At 50.2% G+C, this 22,090-nt stretch carries 17 protein-coding genes and 1 pseudogene; 10 read left to right on the forward strand and 8 right to left on the reverse strand.

Going from position 1 to position 22,090, the window contains the following annotated elements; genetic code table 11:
- Nucleotides 1–266, reverse strand: a 266-nt coding sequence (locus tag AC4IFB_RS03650; protein WP_490779427.1) for a PLP-dependent transferase, incomplete at its 3' end; no start/stop codon positions are given.
- Between the two features lie 389 nt (nucleotides 267–655).
- Between AC4IFB_RS03650 and rsxA the strand changes: the two genes are divergently transcribed.
- The 10 genes and pseudogenes from rsxA to AC4IFB_RS03700 all read left to right on the forward strand — a co-directional run bounded on the left by rsxA (nucleotide 656) and on the right by AC4IFB_RS03700 (nucleotide 9,022).
- Complete coding sequence (gene rsxA, locus AC4IFB_RS03655) at nucleotides 656–1,237, forward strand: electron transport complex subunit RsxA (RefSeq protein ID WP_069003984.1); 582 nt, start codon at nucleotides 656–658, stop codon at nucleotides 1,235–1,237.
- Nucleotides 1,238–1,249: 12 nt separating this feature from the next.
- Nucleotides 1,250–1,813 (forward strand): electron transport complex subunit RsxB, encoded by a 564-nt coding sequence (gene rsxB / locus AC4IFB_RS03660; protein WP_490779428.1) that lies wholly within the window; start codon nucleotides 1,250–1,252, stop codon nucleotides 1,811–1,813.
- 2 nt (nucleotides 1,814–1,815) lie between these two features.
- On the forward strand, nucleotides 1,816–3,513 hold the full coding sequence (gene rsxC / locus AC4IFB_RS03665; RefSeq protein ID WP_490779429.1) for an electron transport complex subunit RsxC: 1,698 nt from the start codon (nucleotides 1,816–1,818) through the stop codon (nucleotides 3,511–3,513).
- Nucleotides 3,513–4,556 carry an electron transport complex subunit RsxD gene (gene rsxD, locus AC4IFB_RS03670; RefSeq protein WP_490775304.1) on the forward strand — a complete coding sequence of 348 codons (1,044 nt, stop codon included), beginning with the start codon at nucleotides 3,513–3,515 and terminating at the stop codon, nucleotides 4,554–4,556. The genes rsxC and rsxD overlap by 1 nt, the downstream gene beginning before the upstream one ends.
- Nucleotides 4,549–5,190 (forward strand): electron transport complex subunit RsxG, encoded by a 642-nt coding sequence (gene rsxG, locus AC4IFB_RS03675; RefSeq protein WP_490779430.1) that lies wholly within the window; start codon nucleotides 4,549–4,551, stop codon nucleotides 5,188–5,190. The genes rsxD and rsxG overlap by 8 nt, the downstream gene beginning before the upstream one ends.
- A 12-nt stretch (nucleotides 5,191–5,202) precedes the next feature.
- Nucleotides 5,203–5,895: an electron transport complex subunit E gene (locus AC4IFB_RS03680; RefSeq protein ID WP_490779431.1), complete on the forward strand. Its 693-nt coding sequence runs from the start codon at nucleotides 5,203–5,205 to the stop codon at nucleotides 5,893–5,895.
- Between the two features lie 38 nt (nucleotides 5,896–5,933).
- Nucleotides 5,934–6,668 (forward strand): 16S rRNA (uracil(1498)-N(3))-methyltransferase, encoded by a 735-nt coding sequence (locus AC4IFB_RS03685; RefSeq protein WP_490779432.1) that lies wholly within the window; start codon nucleotides 5,934–5,936, stop codon nucleotides 6,666–6,668.
- A 319-nt stretch (nucleotides 6,669–6,987) separates the two neighbouring features.
- Nucleotides 6,988–7,158 (forward strand): annotated as a pseudogene (locus AC4IFB_RS03690) (RsmE family RNA methyltransferase); the annotation flags it as partial.
- A gap of 154 nt (nucleotides 7,159–7,312) precedes the next feature.
- Nucleotides 7,313–8,248, forward strand: coding sequence for a hypothetical protein (locus tag AC4IFB_RS03695; RefSeq protein ID WP_490779433.1), 936 nt, complete (start codon nucleotides 7,313–7,315; stop codon nucleotides 8,246–8,248).
- Between the two features lie 156 nt (nucleotides 8,249–8,404).
- On the forward strand, nucleotides 8,405–9,022 hold the full coding sequence (locus tag AC4IFB_RS03700) for a pilin (RefSeq protein ID WP_490775298.1): 618 nt from the start codon (nucleotides 8,405–8,407) through the stop codon (nucleotides 9,020–9,022).
- Nucleotides 9,023–9,581: 559 nt separating this feature from the next.
- On the opposite strand, the gene zapE is transcribed toward AC4IFB_RS03700, so the two are convergent.
- From zapE to pilG, 7 genes are all read right to left on the reverse strand, one after another.
- Nucleotides 9,582–10,655 (reverse strand): cell division protein ZapE, encoded by a 1,074-nt coding sequence (gene zapE / locus AC4IFB_RS03705; RefSeq protein WP_490775297.1) that lies wholly within the window; start codon nucleotides 10,653–10,655, stop codon nucleotides 9,582–9,584.
- A gap of 149 nt (nucleotides 10,656–10,804) precedes the next feature.
- Nucleotides 10,805–11,281, reverse strand: coding sequence for a chemotaxis protein CheW (locus AC4IFB_RS03710; RefSeq protein WP_490775296.1), 477 nt, complete (start codon nucleotides 11,279–11,281; stop codon nucleotides 10,805–10,807).
- Nucleotides 11,278–18,393, reverse strand: a complete 7,116-nt coding sequence (locus AC4IFB_RS03715; protein WP_490779434.1) for a hybrid sensor histidine kinase/response regulator — start codon at nucleotides 18,391–18,393, stop codon at nucleotides 11,278–11,280. Before AC4IFB_RS03715 ends, AC4IFB_RS03710 begins: the two co-directional genes overlap by 4 nt.
- A gap of 81 nt (nucleotides 18,394–18,474) precedes the next feature.
- The gene (locus AC4IFB_RS03720; RefSeq protein WP_490775294.1) at nucleotides 18,475–20,517 is read right to left on the reverse strand and encodes a methyl-accepting chemotaxis protein; all 2,043 of its coding nucleotides are present in this window, start codon (nucleotides 20,515–20,517) and stop codon (nucleotides 18,475–18,477) included.
- Between the two features lie 56 nt (nucleotides 20,518–20,573).
- Nucleotides 20,574–21,143 (reverse strand): chemotaxis protein CheW, encoded by a 570-nt coding sequence (locus AC4IFB_RS03725; protein ID WP_490775293.1) that lies wholly within the window; start codon nucleotides 21,141–21,143, stop codon nucleotides 20,574–20,576.
- A complete protein-coding gene (locus tag AC4IFB_RS03730; protein ID WP_490775292.1) occupies nucleotides 21,136–21,573 on the reverse strand; it encodes a response regulator in 438 nt (145 codons plus the stop codon). The genes AC4IFB_RS03725 and AC4IFB_RS03730 overlap by 8 nt, the downstream gene beginning before the upstream one ends.
- A gap of 116 nt (nucleotides 21,574–21,689) precedes the next feature.
- Nucleotides 21,690–22,049, reverse strand: coding sequence for a twitching motility response regulator PilG (pilG, locus tag AC4IFB_RS03735; protein WP_490775313.1), 360 nt, complete (start codon nucleotides 22,047–22,049; stop codon nucleotides 21,690–21,692).
- Between the last annotated feature and the right edge of the window lie 41 nt (nucleotides 22,050–22,090).

Here is a 22,090-nt window from a genome sequence, read left to right on the forward strand (position 1 = left end):
GCATAGGTGATCGCCGCCATTCCGGAAGCGAGCGCCAGAGCACCAACGCCGCCCTCCATCTCGGTCATACGCTGCTCCAGCACGGCGTTGGTTGGATTCATGATACGGGTATAGATATTGCCGGCTACTTTAAGATCGAACAGATCAGCGCCATGCTGGGTGTCATCAAAGGTATAGGAGGTGGTTTGGTAGATTGGCACCGCCGCAGATTTGGTTGTTGGCTCGGAATCGTATCCGGCGTGCAAAGCAAGGGATTCTAGTTTCATATGCTCTTCTCATCCTCATTGTTGTTAACCCGGCAACATTGACTGCTGTTGTTTATATTTCTCGGGCAAAGTGGTGCGTTATGAGCACCAGATCTAGTGGTGATTTTCCGATTGCTTAGACTATAAGGGTCAGCATAGAGCCACCGAAATCACCACTGGTCGTCTTATCCCACAATGATCAGTGGCGTTTGACGCATTTTTTTATCAATTTTTCTCAGACAACCCTATTGTTATGGATTTATCCATCCCAGACCAGTATTGTTTGCGGCTTATCAATGATTTAACCAGATAAAATCAGCATAGTAGCCGGCAAATACACAGTAGAGACAAGTTGTAACCATCCGGTTGGCCGCTTATCCTTACGCCATTAATTGATTTTCGGTTTTTCCATGCAAGAATACGCCCTCATCCTGATTAGCACTGTGCTGGTAAATAACTTCGTTTTGGTGAAGTTTCTCGGCCTCTGCCCCTTTATGGGTGTCTCCCGGAAGCTGGAGACTGCCACAGGTATGGGCCTGGCCACCACCTTCGTGCTGACCCTGTCGGCAATCTGCTCCTATCTGATCAACGAATATCTGTTGATCCCCCTGGGGCTGGAGTTTTTGCGCACCATCGCTTTCATCCTGGTGATTGCAGTGGTGGTGCAGTTCACCGAGATGGTGATGCACAAAACCAGCCCCATGCTCTATCAGGTACTTGGCATCTTTTTACCTCTGATCACCACTAACTGCGCGGTGCTCGGTGTTGCCCTGTTGAATACCCAGGAGCAGCACGGCTTTATTGAGTCTGCCTTGTACGGCTTTGGCGCCGCTGCAGGCTTCTCTCTGGTTCTGGTGCTGTTTGCAGGCATTCGTGAGCGGGTAACCGTAGCTGATGTTCCTGAACCTCTGCAGGGTAACGCGATTGCTATGATCACTGCCGGCCTGATGTCTCTGGCCTTTATGGGTTTTGCCGGCCTGGTCTCTGTGTAAGGTGTTTATCTGATGCTGCTCGCTATCATCACCATTACCGGACTGGCAACCCTATTCGGTCTGTTGCTTGGCTATGCCAGTATCCGCTTTCATGTGGAAGGGGATCCAATCACCGATCAGATCGAAAAGGTGCTGCCTCAAACCCAATGTGGCCAATGTGGTTTCGCTGGGTGTCGACCCTATGCGGAGGCCATTGCCAATGGAGAGGTTGAGATCAACCTCTGCCCCCCTGGAGGCGAAGGCACCATGATCGCTCTGGCGGATCTGCTGGGGCGCGATCCTGTTCCTCTGGATGCAGAGACAGCGGAGGAGAAACCGAAGGCGATTGCGATCATCAAAGAGCAGGAGTGTATTGGCTGCACCCTCTGTCTGCAGGCCTGTCCGGTGGATGCGATTATTGGCGCAGCGAAACAGATGCATGTGGTCATCACTGATGAATGTACTGGCTGCGAGCGTTGCCTCCCCCCCTGCCCTGTGGACTGTATTGTAATGGAGCCGATCCCTCAAAAGGCTGATAGTTGGCGTTGGCCCTTTCCTCAAAGTGGCACAGAAGAGATTGCCCGGCAGGCAGATTAGTCATGTATGTTGAATCTAAAAAAGGTAAAACCCGAGAGCTATGGCGCTTTCATGGTGGACTCCATCTGCCCGACCATAAGGATATCTCCTTGCAGCGACCTTTGGGATCTGTAGTGCTGCCTGATCGATTGATTATCCCCCTGCAGCAGCATATCGGGATGATGGCACAAGCCAGGGTGAAACCCGGTGATACAGTTTTGAAGGGTGAGTTGATTGCCGATTCAACAGCACCGGTAACTGCACCATTGCACGCGCCGACATCGGGCACTGTGGTGGAGATCGATGAACATCTTATCCCACATCCTTCAGGACTCTCCGGTCCCTGCATCGTTATCCAACCGGATGGAAAAGATAGCTGGGGTGAACTGCCAGAGCCGATCAAGGATTACCGGAATGTGGATGCCCAGACCTTGCGTCAGCGCATCCGGGAATCGGGTATCGTCGGCATGGGTGGCGCGACCTTCCCTTCGGCTGTCAAACTCAACCCCGGACAGCCAATCAAGACTTTGATCATCAATGGCGCTGAGTGTGAGCCCTATATCACCTGTGATGATCGTCTGATGCGGGATAGAGCCGCCAAGGTGATGGACGGTGCGCGAATCCTGCAACATCTACTGCAAAGTGAAGTCTGTCTGATTGCCATTGAAGACAACAAGTCCGAGGCAATCCTTGCTATGTTCCAGGAGCTTCGAGAGGATGAGAATATCGAAGTAGTCCGCATACCCACCCTCTATCCGAGTGGGGGCGAAAAGCAGCTGATACAGATCCTTACCGGTCGGGAAGTGCCCACCTCCGGACTGCCTGCTCAGATTGGCGCGATCTGCCATAACGTCGCCACCACGGCCGCAGTTGCCGACGCTGTACTGGAAGGACGTCCGTTGATTTCCCGCCTGGTGACCCTCACTGGTGAGGGTGTAAAAGGACCTGGAAACTATGAAGTTCCGATCGGAATGTTGGCGAGTGATCTGATTGAACAGGCTGGTGGTTATCAGAACAATCCACAACAATTGATTCTAGGTGGGCCTATGATGGGTTTTGATCTCTCTACAGATCAGGTCCCCATCACCAAGGGCGCCAACTGCATCCTTTGCCCGACTGCGGAGGAGGCCCCCAGACCCGAAGTAGCTCAGGCCTGCATCCGTTGCGGCCGCTGTGCCGATGTCTGCCCTGCAAAGCTGCTGCCACAGCAGTTGTATTGGCATAGCCGTGCCAAAGACCTGGATAAGGTCCAGGACTACAACCTGTTCGACTGTATAGAGTGTGGTTGCTGTTCTCATGTCTGCCCCTCCCATATTCCGCTGGTACAATACTTCAGATATGCGAAGACCGAGAGTTGGGCCATGGAGCAGGAGCGACGTGAATCTGACCATGCCAAGCAGCGGCATGACTTTCGGATCGCCCGACTGGAACGACTGGAGGCGGAGCGCAAGGCAAGACTACGCAAGAAGAAAGAGACTTTAGCCAAGAAACCGGCACCAAAGAAGAAAAGTGCTGAGCCTGAACTGGATGAGAAGGATGCCAAACAGGCTGCCATCCAGGCCGCAATGAAACGTGCTGCCGAGAAGAAGGCCAAACAGCAGCTTGCCCCTAAAAACACGGATAACCTGACTTCAGCCCAGCAGGCAAAAATCGACGAGGTGGATCAACGCCGAAAATCCGGGACCACTGAGCAACAGAATCAATCGGAGCCCCCCGCCTGATGGAATTTCCAACACACAGCTCACCCCATACCGGTCGTCCGAACCGGGTCGAAAAAGTGATGCTCCAGGTTGTGCTGGCTTTGCTCCCAGGCACCGCTGCACTGATTTTCTATTTTGGCTGGGGGGTATTACTTAACCTGCTACTGGCCATTACCTCAGCTGTCGCTTTTGAGGCCCTGGTAATCAAACTGCGCAAGCGGCCGGTAACCCCGGTTATTTTTGATCTTAGCGCAGTTGTTACAGCCATCTTGTTTGCTGTGGCAATCCCCCCCCTGCTCCCCTGGTGGATGGTCGTACTGGGCATGGCCTTTGGCATTATCATGGTCAAGCAGATGTATGGGGGGCTTGGTTACAACCCCTTTAATCCTGCCATGGCCGCCTATGTTCTGCTGTTGATCTCCTATCCGGTGGAGATGACCTCCTGGTTGCCTCCGACACTCCTGAATGACCATCAACTGACTTTTCAGCAGATAATCGCCTTCAAGTTTGCCGGTCTACTGCCTGATGGCCTGGAACTGGACGCGATCACCATGGCAACCCCCCTTGATGTCATGCGCACCAATCTTGACCTCAACATGATGATCAGTGAAATCCGTACCAGCCCGTTGTGGGGTGATTTCGGCGGATTGGGCTGGGAGTGGGCCGGCAACTGGTTCCTTATGGGGGGTATCTGGATGGTCTACAAGCGCACCATCACCTGGCAGATCCCTCTCGCTTTCATCACCGGTCTGGTGGGTATGGCGACAATATTCTGGATCTTCGACTCTGAGAGTTTCCCTTTTCCGCTGTTTCATCTCTTCAGTGGAGGCGCCATTCTGGGGGCTTTCTTTATTGCCACCGATCCGGTTACAGCCTCTACAACCCGAGCCGGGCAGTTGATCTATGGTGCAACCATAGGGGTACTTGTCTACCTCATTCGCACCTGGGGTGGCTATCCGGACGCGGTCGCTTTTGCGGTACTGCTGATGAATATGGCAGCACCTACCATCGACTACTACACCCGTCCACGGACCTATGGGCATGGTGAGATAAAACATGAATAATCGTGTTTCAATCCTCATAGCAGCTGGCATTCTTGCCTCCTTCGCCGTGGCAGGCACCTCACTGGTTTCTTTCACCCATGTCGCCACCAAGGATCGCATTTTGCAAAATGAGCGGGAAACCCTGCTGCAATCTCTTCACGCACTGGTGCCACCGGAGAGTGTCGACAACGATATGGTAGCCGATGTGATAGAGGTAGAGTCAGTTGACCTGCTGGGGAGTGAACAGACCAGTGTCTACCGTGGTCGAAAGCTACAGCAGCCTGTAGCCACGGTACTCACCTCGGTGGTACCTGACGGCTATAGCGGCCCGATAAAGCTGCTGGTAGCGGTTCGCTACGACGGTACCCTGGGCGGTGTTCGTGTAATCAGCCATAGAGAGACTCCCGGTCTGGGAGATAAGGTTGAGGAGAACCGATCGGATTGGATCTACAGTTTTAACGATAAATCCCTGGACAATCCATCATTGGCAAAATGGAGCGTGAAGCGGGATGGTGGCTATTTCGACCAGTTTACCGGCGCCACCATCACACCCAGATCCATCGTCACTGCAGTGAAAAACACACTGCTCTATGTACGCGACAACAAAGATGCCCTTTATGACCGGCAGACAACTGAGCCAGCGACAAAGGAATAGAGACAAAACACCATGTCTGACAATAGCATCCGACAACTCATCACTGATGGCCTCTGGCACAACAATCAAGCGCTGGTAGCCCTGCTCGGGCTCTGTCCACTGCTCGCAGTAAGTAATACCGCCATCAATGGACTGGGGCTTGGATTGGCGACCACAGCGGTTTTGGTCGCTTCCAACAGCACCGTCTCTTTAATCCGGAACTTTGTACGACCTGAAGTACGCCTGCCGGTGTTTGTGATGGTAATCGCCTCTTTTGTAACTGCGATTGAGTTAGGCATGAACGCCTACTTCCATGAACTGCATAAAATACTGGGCATCTTTATCCCGCTCATCGTTACCAACTGCACCATCATAGGCCGGGCAGAAGCCTTTGCGTCGAAGAACAACCTCTGGCGTTCACTGGTTGACGGCCTGAGTGTCGGAATCGGCTTTACACTGGTACTCATTGTGCTGGGAGGCATGCGTGAACTGGTTGGTCAGGGCACCCTGTTTGATCAGGCTCATCTGATGTTTGGCGAAGTTGCTCAAGGGTTGACCCTTAAAATCGAGGACTTCCCCGGCATGTTGATCGCCATTCTTCCTCCGGGTGCTTTCATCGGGCTCGGCTTGCTGATCATGGTGAAAAATCTGATTGATAAACGTCTCGCTGAACGACAGTTGGCTAGAACCAGCTATACCGAAGAGGCCACAGGAGTCACTGGATAGTCTGCGGTGCAGCACAGATTCAACCTCGGACATAAGCGATGAGAATTCCCCGGTGCTATACCACTCAACCCCTGACACCGCATCAACCGATCAGCCTTGAAGAGGAGCTGGCTCATCACTTGCGCCATGTTCTGAGAATGCGCACCGGCAACCAGATCATACTGTTTGACAACAGCGGTGATGAGTTTCAGGCTCACCTCGACCAGGTATCCAGGCAAGGGGTTTCTGCTCTGGTTGGAGAGCAGATTCGACATGAGACAGAGACACAGCTCGCTATTCATCTGATCATTGGTATCTCGCGGGGAGAGCGTATGGATCTGGTGCTACAGAAAGCCACTGAGCTTGGTGTTACCCATATCACCCCAAGTTTTACACAACGGTGCGTGGTAAAACTTGATGATAAAAAACGCATCAACCGAATGGCTCACTGGCAGCGCGTAATCGTCAGCGCTTGCGAACAGTCAGGCCGATGCCGTTTACCTATGCTTGATGAACCAGTTGAGCTATCAACTGCAATTTCTCAACATAATTCTGAACTCGCCCTGGTACTCGACCCTGCTGCCATTCAGCCCATATCTAAAATCCCTCCACCGAAATCATCAGTATCAATCCTGATCGGACCAGAGGGCGGACTGAGCGATAACGAGCGTGACCAAGCCATTCAGCAGGGTTTTCTTGGCCTGCGTCTGGGCCCCAGAATCCTGCGCACCGAGACAGCACCACTGGCTGCCATTGCCGCTATCCAAACCCTCTGGGGTGACTTTAAGTTTTAGGGCCTGTTAACACTAATCGAATCGACCCTGTTGCCCCTGAAAAAGAGCTAATCAAGGCGCACCCAAGGGCACTCCCTTACGGGCGCTAGGAGAGAGGTTTGGTCACTCCAAATGAACGACGAGTGGCGCTTTTTCAGTCCGTAGCTTGGATGAAGTGCAACGGAATCCGGGAAGATTTGTGCACTGCTCTCCCGGATTCCGTTACACTTCATCCAGGCTACATTATTGCAATTTCTCAACAAAATTCTGACCTCGCCTTGGTACTCGACCCAGGTGGCAAACAACCCATAACTGATATTCCCCCCCGAAATCTTCAGTTTCAATCCTGATCGAACCGGAGGGCGGACTGAGCGATGGCGAGCGGGATCACGCCCTTCAACAAGAGTTTCCAGGTCTTCGCTTAGGTCCGAGAATTCTGTGTACCGAGACTGCACCTCTGGCCGCCATTGCAGCTATCCAGACCCTTTGGGGTGACTTCAAAGTTTTGTAAAAAAACCCGACTCTGGCTGAATACAAATTAGTTGTGACGAATAGTCACAAAGCGATCAATTGACCTCCATAAGACTGTCATTCAATAACTATAGAGTGCGCTTGCGTCAATCTTCCTGGAATCAGGACACCTATAAGAATTGGGAGAATAACCAATGAATGCCAGCTTGTTACGATCATCACTATCTGCAGCACTTTTCTGTCTTGTCTCAACCGTCTCCGTAGCCGAAACCACCATTTGGCAGATTGCTGAATTCGATATACCCGAAGCCAATCAGGGCATTGGTGTTGATGAGGAGCATTTCTATGCGGTAGACAATCATACAATCGCCAAGTACACCAAGGATGGTGAATATGTAGATGCCTGGATTGGCGAAGACGATGGTCAGGTTAAACACCTGGACAGTGCCGCTGTAGTTGATGGCAAAATCTACTGTTCACACTCCAACTACCGCTACTTCCCGATGACCAGCTCGATTGAGGTCTGGGATGCAGAAACCATGAAGCACATTGAAAGCCACAGTATCGGTATCCGCCTTGGCTCTTTAACCTGGCTGGACAAACATGATGGCTACTGGTGGGGTACCTTCGCCAACTATAACAAGGAAGGCAAACTACCAGACGGCACTAAAGCCGGCGTACCTTATGCAATCCATACCGGTGGCAATATCAATACTACATTGGTTAAGTTCAACGAGGATTGGCAGGTGTTGGAAGGCTGGATTTTTCCAACCGAATTGATGGAGAAATTTGAACTGATGAGTAACTCCGGCGGCTCCTGGGGACCGGATGGAAAACTTTACATCACAGGCCACGATCTGGCAGAAACCTATCAAATCCGTTTTCCTGAGGCCGGATCTGTGCTGGAAGTTGCTGAGACCATATCTTTGAATATCCGCGGTCAGGGTATTGCCTGGGATCATTCTGAAGAAGGCGTGCTCTATGGCATAATCCGCGCCAATGATGAAGAGGAGGCGCAAGGAATGACAAACCGTGTTGTCGTATTTGCTTCCAACCTTACCCAAGAGAATAAGCCTGAAGAGTGCAGTGATCGTAAACCTGAGCGACGTCATCGTAGATGTGAGCGTTAATTATATACAATCTTAACCGTGCACAATGTACGCTTGTGGTGGTGTCACTCACCTACCGGTCACCACAAGTGTACAGTTCTTAACCCACTCAGTGATGACTGTGCCAATTTCTCAATTTCTTGCTAGGATAAGGAGATCACCAACCAGCAAGACAGAATGATGCAACATCAAACAGAACTTTTCCGGATTATCCTCCTGGCCCTGCTCTTTCTCGCTCCAAGCAGCCAGGTGGTGGCTAAGAAATTCTACAAGTGCACCAATGCCGAGGGTGAGCTTGTCTATCAGCAGGTGGCCTGCGATTCTGATATCAGCCAGGAGACCGTCAGCGTTTTTACTGCACCTGAACAGCGCTCTCAACTGGGCTCAAAACTAATGGGCGAATCTGAATATATCCCCCAGGGAGAAGAGCCTGCAACCACTGGAAAAATGCAATTTCAATCCAGGCTCGTCAACGTCATCAGTTTGCTGACTCCGATCAAATTTGAAATGCAGCAATACTATATGATGAATGGCGCTTGGCCTGAGAAACCTCAGGATATGGGCTATAACCCGGACAACCTGAAAAGTGCAGATATCAAGGAGGTCCTGTTTGGTGATGGCGGCGCAATCGTTGCAACGTTGAGCAATAGCTTCGGTAATGACAAGAGAGTGGTATTAGCACCAAAATTGGTTATGGATGGTACCAGCATGGAGTGGCAATGCATGGCAAATTTCCCGGCGCAATCGATGATGACGGCTGGCATGTCAATGTGTGAATCACGAACCATCAAGTAGATAAAATAAAGTGAAATATTTCTAATCTGAATACTAAATAACAGAGCCTCAAAAAGAGTTGTAGGCAGACTTGTCAGATCCAAACACCCAGGCTCATGCACTCTACAGTCCAGAAAAATTCAACTGATGTAGGGTGCCGGCCCTGCCGCACCATGGCTGGCTTAAATTTAAACTACCTGATCAGCAGGTTTAGAGACAAATTCCACCTCCCTCTAGAATCGCAGCTGTAATTAACCATAAGACCCGAGGTAACCCTGACCTTATGGTGCGGCAGGGCCGCACCCTACGTGTGGATTTATTTCGGGAAGTCATCAGGCTACTGTTCGAGGTTGATGGTTTTGTTGTGGGTGGGGCATGCCACACGATAAGCTATGATGAATCGTAGGGTGCGGCCCTGCCGCACCATCAGGGTGAGAATTCCCAAAAAAGCAGATACTTTGGTTCATTACCAGCAGCGTCTCAACACCGTCTTGTCAGGTGGTTTGGTTTTTAGTTGGGCATGGTGCGGCAGGGCCGCACCCTACGATTCGTCATAGCTTCTTCATTCCCGACAACAGACTCAGCCTTTATGTGGTGTCTCCAGATATTTGGCCGACTGCATCTCCTTCAACCTGCTCGCAGTTCTCTTAAACTCAAATGCGAGCCGGGTTCCACTGTAGAGCCGATCGGGTTCAGCATCAGCACTGATAACCACTTTAACTTTCTGGTCGTAGAAGACATCGACCAGGTTGATGAAACGCCGGGTTCTGTCATCCCATGTCCCATCAAGTCGGGGTATATCTGAAATAAACACCGTGTGATGGCATCGAGCCAGTTCAATATAGTCGTTCTGCCAGCGTGGCGGCCCGCATAGCGCATTGAAATCACTCCAGATCACACCACTGGCTCTTTTGACGAATCGCACCGCACGACCTGGCACCTCGAATCGTCCCATCTCTTCAACCGAACCACTCGCCAGACGATCGAATTCACCGCTCAGTTTGACCATAGCGTCATCACTGAGTGGGGTATGGTAGACAGAGGAAGTTTCGAAGAGTTGCAGGCGATAGTCCTGGTCACCTTCCAGTTCCAGCACTTCGTTGCCACTTTTTAGCAGTGCGATAGCGGGTAAAAACCGTTCTCTCTGGAGGCCGTTCATATAGAGACTATCGGGAGGTTGATTGGAAGTCGTGACTAAAGTGATACCCACCTTCTGCAAGCTCTCTAAAAGAGTCCGCATCAGCATCGCATCACCAATGTCTATGACATTGAACTCATCAAGACAGAGTACCCGCATGCGGTTTTCCATCTCTTGAGCGATCAGCATCATAGGTTCCTTATCCCCCTCATGCTCTTTCAATCGCTGATGAATAAGCCGCATAAAACTGTGAAAATGGTGTCGTTCGATGCCCAGTGTTTCATGTTGTTGATGAAACAGATCCATCAGCCAGGTCTTGCCTCTACCAACGCCACCCCAGATATAGAGTCCCTGGACAGCTGGAACACTCTTTTTCCACAGCCAACCTGAAGTTTTTCTTGGTTGAGTAAGTTGATCAGCCAGTCGATCGAAGGCAAACAGAATACGCTCCTGATAGGCATCCCGATCGAAACCGTTTATCTGCAGCTGCTGTTGATAGTATTGGAGTAGAGACAAGAGAGAGAATAACCCCTTGGGCCTGATAGTTACTTATCCGAATAACACTACAGCATAAATATCAAGGTGCCATGTTAAAAATAATTTCAACCCTTTGGACTACACCTGATAAATCTACACTATGGCTTGTTTCAAAGTGTGGGTATTTTTTACAGACCCTTAATCAAATCCAGAACCTGGCGCTCTATCTCATCCATATCCGGGACTATAGCCGGACTCAAATCCAGCTCGACTTTTTGTTTGATCAGAGGTTGTGGTTCTTCATCGTCAGAATTCACAGGCACAACATTATCAGCACTGACTCTGACAAGAGAGGGAATTGCATGCACTGCCATGCCGATATGAGAAAGCCGTTCATGATCACCAAGAGCATTCAAGATAAGAATCCTACCTCGGTAACCTGGAGCAACCACCGTTTCACCCAACATCCCTTCATAGGAGATGACAGGAATCATCACACCACGCCAGGCAAGATGCCCCAGGAACCACTCGGGTAGCTCATCACCCGCATATTCAGGTTGTTGATAGCTCATGACTTCGGCTACCGATGCGTTAGGCAGCAGAAGCTGGCGTTCGTGCAGAGGGATTATTACGCTTCTGACCTCTTTGACTACCGCTTGGCTCATTGTCTGTTTTCCGCCAGGACTTCGTTGATATTATCCAGCAAGTCACTCTCCTGATAGGGCTTACCAAGACAGCGCTTAACCCCAAGATCCATTGCACGTTGACGATGCTTATCCCCAACTCTGGAAGAGATCATGATGATCGGCAATCCATAATAATCTACGGAGTTATTGATATGTCGAGCCAACTCAAAACCGTCCATCCTCGGCATTTCAATATCAAGCAGCATAATATCCGGCACCTGTTCTTGTAACAGTGCCACTGCTTCAACACCATCTTTCGCAGTCACAACATCCATATCATGGCGTTCCAGTAAGCGACTGGTGACCTTACGCACAGTGATCGAATCATCCACCACCATGACGCGTAGACGCTCTTCCAGCTTCTTCTGTTGCTGATCGCTATCCGGTTGCATGAGCGGTGCGGCATGGGTTGCGTCCATACGAACCAGAGAAGCAAGATCGAGGATCAAGGCTACACGACCATCGGCGAGAATAGTGCCGCCGGTAATCCAACGCACACTGCCGACCTGCTTACCTAATGTCTTCACCACGACCTGACGACTACCCAATAGCTCATCAATCTGTAGCGCTACCTGATGTTCGCCGGTCTGTAACAGCAACAGTGGCAACCAACGCATACCTTCATGAATCTCATGCTGCCCAGTTCCCATCATACGCCCGAGGTAGTTCACCTTATAGTGCTTACCACCGTAATCGAAACTCTCCTGTTCGCCTGAATAGCATTTCTGAATCTCATCGCGTCGTATCCGCACAACACCGCTGATACTACCGTGAGGAACAGCATAGATCTCTTCGCCCACCCGAATCAGCAGGGCATCGGTAATAGCCAGAGTGAGGGGTAAACGAATAATGAAACTGGTACCGCGTCCTGGCTGAGAATCGATCTCCAGTGAGCCACCGAGTTGTTTCACCTCACTGGTCACCACATCCAAGCCAACGCCTCGACCTGAAATCTGGGTTACCTCTTTCGCTGTACTGAAGCCAGGCAACAACACACATTGGATCAGGTCATCATCGCTTATTTCAGCATTGGCATTGATCATGCCCTGTTCCAATGCCCGTTTACGAATCGCTTCGATATCAAGACCTTTGCCATCATCTGACAGGGTGATCATTACATCTGTCGCTTCCCGATCAAGATAGAGGGAGATACGACCTGTCTCCTGCTTACCCGCAGAGAGCCGATTCCCTGGAAGCTCAATGCCATGAGAGACTGAATTACGAAGCAGATGCTCAAGCACTGGAACCATACGATTCAGAATACTGCGATCAAGCTCGCCCTCTATTCCAAAGCATTCCAGATTGGCTTTTTTACTCAATTGAGCTGCTGTCTGCCTGACAAGGCGCTGCATCCTTGGTACCAAGGTTGCGAATGGCACCATTCGAGTTCGTAGCAATCCATCCTGCAGATCGGTTGAGATGCGTGACTGTTGAAGCAGTAAGGTATCCGTCTCACGTTGCAGATCGCGTAACGACTCATTGATGTTACCCAGGTCATTAACAGTTTCTACCAGCGCTCTCGACAACTGCTGCATGGTGGAAAATCGATCCAGTTCCAGTGGATCAAATTCAGTCTTTTCCTGCTCTAGTTTTTCGTTATCCCGTTCCCAGCGATAGAGAATCTGTGCCTCAGTTTCAATCTCAAGACCACGCAACTGAGTAAAGAGACGGGAGACTGTCTGTTCAAGCTCCGCGAGGTTGAAGCCCAGGACACTGTTTTGTTGCTCCAGGCGCGAGCGATAGATACTAACCTCACCGGCATGGTTAACCAGTCGATCCATCAAATCCGCATTGACTCGAACCTGCTCCTTGTTGGGTTTGAAGCTGGCTTTCTTATCCTCTTCACTTTCCGGATTGAGCAGCTTGGCAATCTCTTCATTGAAGGGCAGTACCTTGGCAGTCGGCGACTCCTCTTCCTTCTCTTCAACTAACTCACTCTCTGCAACTTCCTGAATGGTTTCAACCATCCCGGCATGGACAGGTGTGAGTTCTCCACCCAGGAGATTATGCAGCTGTTCAACTTGAACATCTGATGCAGGAACCTTACCGGTCTTGGCAATGGTATCAATTTGGAAAGCCAGGTGATCGATCGCGTGGCGAAGAGTATCTGTAACTGTTTCGATGGGATCGATTTCCTCTTCAGCCACAGCTGTCATCACTGATTCGACAGCGTGACTCAAGTCGCCGACAGGCATAATACCCGCGAGACGAGCACTGCCTTTTAGCGTGTGCAGATTACGTTGCATACCTTCGGTTGCAGCTTGGTCGCTGAGATCATCGAGCCATTGCAGAAATCGATTTTCGATCTGATCCATGAACTCTTTGGCTTCTTCAACGAAGATCTGTATCAGCTCTTCATCTTCACCCACATCCAGCAACACTTCGTCATGCATTACCAGGAAAGACTCATCGGCTTGACTGAGGCTCTCTTCCTGAACCTCTTCAGGCGTAATGTCCAACTCGGAAGCGACTATTTCTATCTCATCAGAGTCCAACCCATCCTGGACAGATTCCACTTCGGGCAGGACTTCATCCTCAGAAGTTAATTGTGCCTCTGGCTCGGGCTCATCCTCGACAATTTCCAACTCCGCCAGAGCTTCATCTTCAGAAGAGGGTTGCAGCAGAGAATCGAGCTCATCCTGAACAATTTCCAGCTCTTCATCCTCAGTGGAGGATTGCACCACACTCCCAAGCTCATCCTGAAGATCGGGATCAATAAGATCTTCAACGATCTCTTCGCGCTCGGTACCCTTATCGATAAGCACCTGAATTTCGTCTATCAGGTTATCCGCTCTATGGACTTCATTAGAGGACTCGGCATCATCAGTCTGTGTAGCCAGCATGTCGAGGGTTGTACGGGTGAGACTGCTCATCACTGCGCTATCAGCAGGTATATGCCCCCTCATGACGCAATTCAGCAACGACTCCATCGCATGACTGAGGTCGCCTACCGGCTCTACACCAGCTAGACGAGAACTGCCTTTCATGGTGTGAAGCGCTCGTAGAATACCATCCAGATATTGATGGTCTGATGGGTTTTCACGCCATTTCTGATGTTGTTCTTCCAGGACTTCGAGCAGCTCTTTTGACTCTTCTACGAAGATATCAACCAATTCACGGTCTTCAGTGACCTCAAACAGATCTCCCTCATGTAGAAAGCTCATTGGTTCTTCGTAATAAGAACTCGAATCAACTTGCTCATCTGACTCAGATAAGGTGCTGCTCTCCTCGGCCTCGTCCAATGCCTTCTGCAGCTCCATTTTTTGAAGACGCACAAGCTCTTCCTGGTCAGGCTGCTCATCCTCTACAGGCTCTGAATCGGGGAATGCCTCATCTGCCAATTGCAGATCATCTTCGAGAACTTCTTCCAGGATGGCATCATCTGATAGATCTTCAGACTCAGTTTCTGGAGCAGCTGGCTGCTCTAGATCGACGAGTAGTTGGGTCGACAGATGTACTTTGCCAGTGGTTGCAGCATCCTCAACTTGAGTGGCAAGGAAATCGAAAGCTTGGCGTACTAAATCCTGAACTCTTTGATCCGGCTTCAGTTCATTTCGCAGAAGGCGTTCGTATAAACTCTCCAGCGCATGACTCAGATCACCAATGGGATTAATCCCGGCAAGCCTGGAACTACCTTTCAGTGTGTGTAGTGTCCGCTTGATGTCATCGACCACTTTTTCATCATTCGGAGAGTGCTGCCAGCCGGTATAGCCATGTTCAAGGGCTTCCAACAACTCTCGTCCCTCTTCGATGAAGATTTCAAGCAACTCCTCGTCGCCTTCCACCTCGAAGAAATCATCAGACTGCAGGTAACTCACTACTTCATGAAAACCTGAATCTTCCGATAGTGGCAGCTCTGACTCCTCTGAATCAGTTTCAAGGCTCCCGAAATCCTGTAGCAGCAGATCGGATGCAATATCCACCTCGAACTCTTCGGACTCACTATCATCCGTAGCTTCGATTTGGATATCTTCTTCTAAGCTTTCGACCTCATCGAGAGTCGAAACATCTTCTAAGGAGAGTTCATCTAAGTGAAATGCTTCTTCCAGAGTTTCACTCTTCTCTTCAACTGAAGCCTGTATTGCCTGCAAGGCTCCATTCAATCCGGCAAGATAGGTATCGACATGTGGCTCGGGTAGAGAATCTTCAGGTAACCAACTTAACAGTTGACGAATATATCCAACGCTACCGTCAATCAGATCAACCACTTGAGGTTCAGCAGGCAACTGATGTTCGTGTACTGCTCTGACATAGTCTTCCATGGCTTCGCTGAGCATTGCGATGGGTGTAATCCCAGCCATGTGAGCACTACCATGTAGTGTGTGGCATGCCCTCACGACCTCTTCGGGTACCAGCATGGCGGGGGAGGTATTCGCAGCCTGTTTGAGGAATACCTCGATCTCCTGCAGGTGCTCCTCTGACTCTTCAGCAAACACTTCCAGCAACTCGGTATCGATCTCTATCTCAAGATCTGAATCGGTGAAATCGTCCTGCTCAATATCTTCCGATATACCTTCGAGAATTGCTTCCTGCAATTCAGACTGTTCCGTCTCCTCTGAAGCCTCGACTTGATCCACGAGTTCATCATCGAGTTCGAGGTTTTCCAAGCTGTACGGTTCAACCTCTGAGGATTCTCCATCTTCAGGTAACAGCGCCTCTTCTTCAGCAGACTCCACTTCGGCAACATCATCATCAAGTGATATCGCTTCAATCTCAATCTCTTCTGATGATGCAGGTAGCTCTGTAGTGTCTATCTCTGGTTCAGCTATCTCTTCGAGAGGCTTACCTTCAGATATAGCGTGGGCACGGTTTTGTAAGAGTTCAACATTTACATCGGGACTGGTGCCTTTTTCCTGACAGTCGATCAGTACAGGTAAGGCTTCAGTGACATGATTGAGCAGATCCATCATCTCAGGTGATACCTTGATGGTCTCATCGATCATGCGATTGAGCATATTCTCCACAGACCAGGCGAGTTCACCTATCACCATCGCTCCAACCAAGCGACCACTGCCTTTTAATGTGTGGAATGAGCGCCGGAAAATGGCAAGAGCTTCTCTGTCAGCTTGGTTATGCTGCCAGCGAGGCAAGTGCTCCTGGATACTCTCCAGCTCTTCCCGGGCCTCTTCAATAAAGATCTCCAGAATTTCAGGGTCGATATCTTCCAACATCGGCTTGTCGGCAGATGCAATCTCCTCGAACTGTGGCTTATCTTCTGCTTTTTCAACAGCTGCCGGTTCATTCTCTGTTGAAAGAATTTCCACTTCTGGCTGTGGTGGTTCAATTTGCAGGCTACTGGCACCAAACTCGAGATCGGAAACCTCTTCCTCTTCAAGCTCATAGCCTTCTGCATGATCAGCAGATTCCGAGAGATCGATGGGCTCTGACGGCGTAACGTACTCTGTCACCTCGCTCTTGCCATCACTCAGCAGGTCATTCAAAGAGGCTCGTGCTATGGCGAGAATTTCTCCCCGGTCTCCAGCACCGTCAACCAGAGTCTCCAGGTAGTATTCGATACTACTGACAACATCAGCAAGGGAGTTCAACTGCTGCCTGCTCGGCGGCACGTTGGCATCCATGAAATCACTCTTGATGACACCCCCTGTTTGCGACATCAATTCAGCCGCATCTCTCAGGTTGAGCATCTGCAGAGCGCCCTCTACACGCCGAAAACCCTGGTGTACAGAATCAAGAACAGAGGTATCGTCTGTTGCCTCTGTAAAGCTGATAATCGTCTCTTTTGCCCGAGCAATCTCAACCTTCGCTTCGCGTACGGTTTGACGGATCAGATTCTGATACTCACCCTCTGGCAGACTGTCTCCCAAAGAACCTTCATCAAGGTTTTGAGCAGCACCAGGCTGAAAGGTGTGGAGAGTACTGAGGGAGGATTCCACATAGAGAATATCTCCTGCCATCTCCATCAACTCGAACTCTTCCGGCAACACACCCTGTTCAACAAAGGTTTTAACTTTGTCTGCCTGACGATTTAGACGGGAGCGTAATGCACCTTGTCCAACCATTCCCAGAGTATCAGCCAATTTGCGTGTTGGCGCTTCAAGATGACCAAGCATCTCCATATCTGCCTTTTCATCACGCATGAAAAGATCGAGGATATCTTTAATACGGGTTAACTCGCTGCTCACCGCATCCTTGATCGATTCAGCCAACTCGGCATTTGACCCGGTCAATCCGAGTCTGCCCTCATTGAGCTGATCCTCGCTCGGCATTACTGCATCGAGGTTATATGCTTCTTTTATCTTAACGATTTCAGGATGTTGCGAGTTCGCTCGGGCGATATAGTAAAGCAGATTCTTCAGCAGTGCCGCAGGTGGATCTTCCACCAGCAAATGCTCACCACCATCGATAATGACCTTCATCTTCCGGTCAAGGCGACTGAACAACTGTTTGACTGCAATCCCCGGTGCTATGGTGTTTTCAATCAACCCATGCATCAGGCCCTCAGCGACCCAGAAAAGGTGTTGGACCGTCTCAGTTCCAGCACTATTACGGATTGTGGCAAACACATCCCTCAACAGTGGCCAGCCATGGACAGTGTCCCGCTTGCGATACCAACTCAGCAGCCCCAGGTGAAACTTTTGTCTGACCTGCTTGACCAGTGTCGGCAGATCTTCGTTGATCTTATCCCCATCAGATTCGGTTTCGATTTCCGGCTTGAACAGAGCTGCCTCTGAAAGCAATGGCGCGTCACGAACAGCTCTCAGATCATTCAGCAATGGCAGAATGATAAGCGGTACATCCGCATCACCACCTTGAAGCTTCTCCAGATAGTCCGGAAGCTGAATAAGGGCCAGCATCAACGCCTCGGCAGCATCCTCTTCTTGCCTGACATTGCCATCGGACATGTCACGCACCACCAGTTCCATCTCTTCAGCGAGCATGCTGGGACCGTAGACCTGCACCATCTGCAGAACCCGGGCAATCTGATGCAGGTGGTCGCCGCAGGTTGCCAGAGACGCAGTGTCACCTGGCGTCTCCACATAGGCTTCCAACGCTTGGCGAGCATGACGAATGGATACATCCAATTCGTCCTTTACCCAATTCAGGGCGCCAAAATCTTGCGCATTACTCATTTGTGATGCACTCCCGTCGAGAAACCAGTGCGACTATTGACCATGCTTATACATCCACCCAGTGGGTTGGCTTCAATTTGATCAGGCTGGCAGACGGAATCCGGCAACCGACTTTTGCAGCTGATCAGAGAGGTCGGCCAGAGCACCAATGGAATTCGCGGTCTGGTGTGTACCTTCCGATGTCTGATTGGTGATCTCCTGAATGACGCTCATTGTATCTTTAACGTTCACCGCCTGATCCGACTGAGTCTGTGCGGAGGTAGCGATTTTGCCCGTCAAGTCAGCAATATATTGCGAAACACTTTCGATCTCTTTCAGAGCTTCACCAGCGTCTTCCGCGAGGGTTGCCCCTTTAACTACACCAGAGGTACTGGCTTCCATCGAAGTCACCGCTTCATTGGTGTCTGCCTGAATGGTCTTAACCAGTGCTTCAATCTGTTTGGTAGCGTTGATAGAACGCTCAGCCAATCTTTGTACCTCGTCGGCAACAACCGCGAAGCCTCGACCTGCTTCACCGGCCATCGCGGCCTGCATCGCAGCATTCAACGCCAGAATATTGGTTTGGTCGGCAATATCATCGATCAACTCAACGATGTCACCAATCTCCTGGGAGCTTTCACCCAAACGTTTGATACGTTTAGAGGTCTCCTGGATCTGTTCACGAATGTTATCCATGCCTGTGATGGTATTACGTACCGTATCAGCACCCGTGCTGGCGATTTCCACAGAGCGCTTGGCAACTTCCGCCGATTCAGTCGCGTCTTGTGACATCTGATCAATCGCATCGGTCATTTCACCAATGGAACCATTGGCTTGTGTGATCTGTTCAGCCTGATGCTCACTCGCCTCAGCAAGATGCATCGCGGTGGCACGACTCTCCTGGGTTGCACCGGAGACCTGCTCTGAAGTCTGATTGATAGTGGTAACCAGTTCACGCAGCGCTTCGATCGCGTAGTTGATGGAGTCAGCAATAGCGCCTGTAATATCTTCGGTCACACTGGCGGTAACGGTCAGGTCACCATCAGCCAGGTCACCCATTTCGTCGAGCAGCTGCAAAATGGCCTTCTGGTTGTTTTCGTTCTGCTGTTTACTCGCCTGCTCACGACGCTGAGCATCAACGACCAACTGCATACCAAGCATTACCAGGAAGATTGCGGCAGCACCACCGAATACAGCGATCATACCTGGGCCTGCTTTGATTCCGAGTAAGGAAAACCGTCCTGGAGATTGGCCATATGCGGCAATCATAGTCTCCGCAGCGGAACTGACCTGGTCTGAAGAACCACTAACCACTGATGCAGCTTCAAGAGCTGGTAATACATCCGGGATATTCTGAATAATCTCTGCCGCATTGTCTTGGATGGTTGCGAACAGGGTTGCCACATCATCAAGACGCTGTAGAGCGATCTTGTCTTTAACCTGGGCTATGCTCATCTCCTTATCACCAGTTCGCAGACCTTCGAGAATTCGTCCAAAGAGATCTGCGTCACGGCTGAACTGATCAATGGCAGCAGCTGTTTTCTGTCCACCGGCCAGTACCTGATTAACATTCGAATTGATTCTCTGAATCAACATCTCCTGCTCAGTAGCGATGTAGACCTGACGTCTCGGTGCGTTACTGTTGATTAGAACCTCGGCCAACTCTTCCGAAAGCTCCTGAAGTTGAGGTACGAATTCCGAAATAATTGCAGAGAATTCATCAATCGCCAGAATATTTTCCTGTGCTTTGAGGATTTCATCAATGTTGCTGCGTAGTGCCAGCCATTTATTCTCAAGCTCAGCCAATTCGGTTTTTACTTCATCTGGAGAACCGGGGAGATCACTGGCAGCGCCTCCACCATTCTTAAGTTCCCACATGATATTTTCGAATCGGTCGCGACTTTTCTGCAACGGTTTAAATGATTCGAGCTCACCTCGGGCCGCAGAAAGGGCGTATTTAGCAATCCGCTGAGACAACACCTGCTGTTCAGCTGCGCGAATCAAATACTGTTCGTCGTAGGACTCCCGCTGGGTTGTATGCAAGAAGGTCACCAGTGCCAGGATAAGACACACCAGCACCAGAATAGCCAATGTGGTGATGACCTTATTTGAGGGCAGAGTTCCACCCACGCGTTTGCCTTTCATTCTTCTTTCTCCCGAAAGCTTAAGCCCAAATCCTAAATCCAGTTATTCTCATGGTGTCAGGTTGCGGCGATCTGAAACGCCGGATCGTCTGCTAATGCCTGCAGACTAAACACCGGCCAAGCCATCCCGTCCTGGTCGAATTCAAACTGAACATATTTTGAAAATTTTTCTTTAACCGACTGCATCTCTTTAGCAGACTCCCTGGTAAAGTGGCGCATACCTACCATCTCTCCTACCAGCACACCACTTAAGCCACTTCCCATAGTGAACACGAGAACCCGGCTTCTGCGAGTACGACGGGTCTTTCTACCGATAAGAAACAGCTGAAGATCGATTACCGGGATCAGGGTGCCGCGTACATTGGCAACCCCCATCATCCAAGGCTTCGAGCCTGGAACCGGAGTCAGAGCAGTTGGATAATTAAGAATCTCTTTGACACTACTGAGTGGCGCGATAAAACGACTCTCGCCAACGTAGAACATCACCCCTTCCCAATAACTCTGGATAAGTTCTTGCTGAGGGAGTCCTTTGGCACTGTCCCGGCTGCGTTGCTCCAGGTTTGCCAATAGTTGAACCACCGCTTGCGGTGTCTCTATAACGCTCTGTTGCATAGCGTCATCAGGCATTGATCAACGCCTTAATCTTGTGCAGCAGTTCTGCAGGTGAGACAGGTTTTACCATATATTCAGTAGCCCCTTGGCGCATCCCCCAATTGATATCGGTCTGCTGGTCCTTAGTGGTTACCATGATCACCGGAATCTTCGCGGTTGCTTCGTTATTCTTCAGCTGACGTGTCGCCTGAAATCCGTTGAGGACCGGCATCACCACATCCATAAGTATGAGGTCGGGCAACTCCTGCTTGGCAATGTCCACCCCTTCCTGCCCATCGGTTGCCACGAGTATCTCGTAACCATGCTTAGCAAGGATTTTTTTGAAAACGACAACCTCAGTGGGCGAATCATCGACCACGAGAATCCTACCCTTGGTCTCACCAGTAGATGGGATATTGCTCTCTACTGACTCTTCGCGACCCCTGCGAAATATATTTTTGATCATCGAATCTCTCTGCCCATTGGTTCTAGTCCTTATCGGCTGATCCAAGAATGTCTTTAAATCCAGCTTTCATCCTGTTGGATAGCAGCCATCTCAAACCAAATCGCAACTGTTACTACTTATGCAGCACTACTAACATAGCGCCGGATTGCGCCTAAAAGCTCATCCTTGGTAAATGGTTTGGTCAAGTATTGTTCTGAACCTACAATCCTGCCCCGTGCCCGATCGAACAGACCATCCTTACTGGATAGCATGATGACCGGTATATTTTTGTACACATCGTTGTGTTTGATCAGTGCACAGGTCTGATAACCATCAAGACGAGGCATCATAATATCGACAAAAATCACGTCAGGATGGTGGTCAGCGATCATAGCCAATGCCTCAAAACCATCTGTAGCCGTTGATACATCACAGCCCGCTTTTTTCAGCAGACTTTCGGCTGTGCGCCGAATGGTTTTACTGTCATCGATGACCATGACTTTGACACCAGAGATGTCCTTTTCAGTTTCATCACCAC

This window comes from Candidatus Thiodiazotropha sp. AKIB8 (assembly GCF_058244675.1).

Coding starts and splice junctions, on each gene's coding strand:
- AC4IFB_RS03700 (WP_490775298.1), top strand. CDS start 8,405: ATGATGCAACATCAAACAGAACTTTTCCGGATTATCCTCCTGGCCCTG.
- AC4IFB_RS03695 (WP_490779433.1), top strand. CDS start 7,313: ATGAATGCCAGCTTGTTACGATCATCACTATCTGCAGCACTTTTCTGT.
- AC4IFB_RS03720 (WP_490775294.1), bottom strand. CDS start 20,517: ATGAAAGGCAAACGCGTGGGTGGAACTCTGCCCTCAAATAAGGTCATC.
- pilG (WP_490775313.1), bottom strand. CDS start 22,049: ATGGTCATCGATGACAGTAAAACCATTCGGCGCACAGCCGAAAGTCTG.
- AC4IFB_RS03680 (WP_490779431.1), top strand. CDS start 5,203: ATGTCTGACAATAGCATCCGACAACTCATCACTGATGGCCTCTGGCAC.
- rsxD (WP_490775304.1), top strand. CDS start 3,513: ATGGAATTTCCAACACACAGCTCACCCCATACCGGTCGTCCGAACCGG.
- rsxB (WP_490779428.1), top strand. CDS start 1,250: ATGCTGCTCGCTATCATCACCATTACCGGACTGGCAACCCTATTCGGT.
- AC4IFB_RS03685 (WP_490779432.1), top strand. CDS start 5,934: ATGAGAATTCCCCGGTGCTATACCACTCAACCCCTGACACCGCATCAA.
- AC4IFB_RS03710 (WP_490775296.1), bottom strand. CDS start 11,281: ATGAGCCAAGCGGTAGTCAAAGAGGTCAGAAGCGTAATAATCCCTCTG.
- rsxA (WP_069003984.1), top strand. CDS start 656: ATGCAAGAATACGCCCTCATCCTGATTAGCACTGTGCTGGTAAATAAC.
- rsxG (WP_490779430.1), top strand. CDS start 4,549: ATGAATAATCGTGTTTCAATCCTCATAGCAGCTGGCATTCTTGCCTCC.
- AC4IFB_RS03715 (WP_490779434.1), bottom strand. CDS start 18,393: ATGAGTAATGCGCAAGATTTTGGCGCCCTGAATTGGGTAAAGGACGAA.
- AC4IFB_RS03730 (WP_490775292.1), bottom strand. CDS start 21,573: ATGATCAAAAATATATTTCGCAGGGGTCGCGAAGAGTCAGTAGAGAGC.
- rsxC (WP_490779429.1), top strand. CDS start 1,816: ATGTATGTTGAATCTAAAAAAGGTAAAACCCGAGAGCTATGGCGCTTT.
- AC4IFB_RS03725 (WP_490775293.1), bottom strand. CDS start 21,143: ATGCCTGATGACGCTATGCAACAGAGCGTTATAGAGACACCGCAAGCG.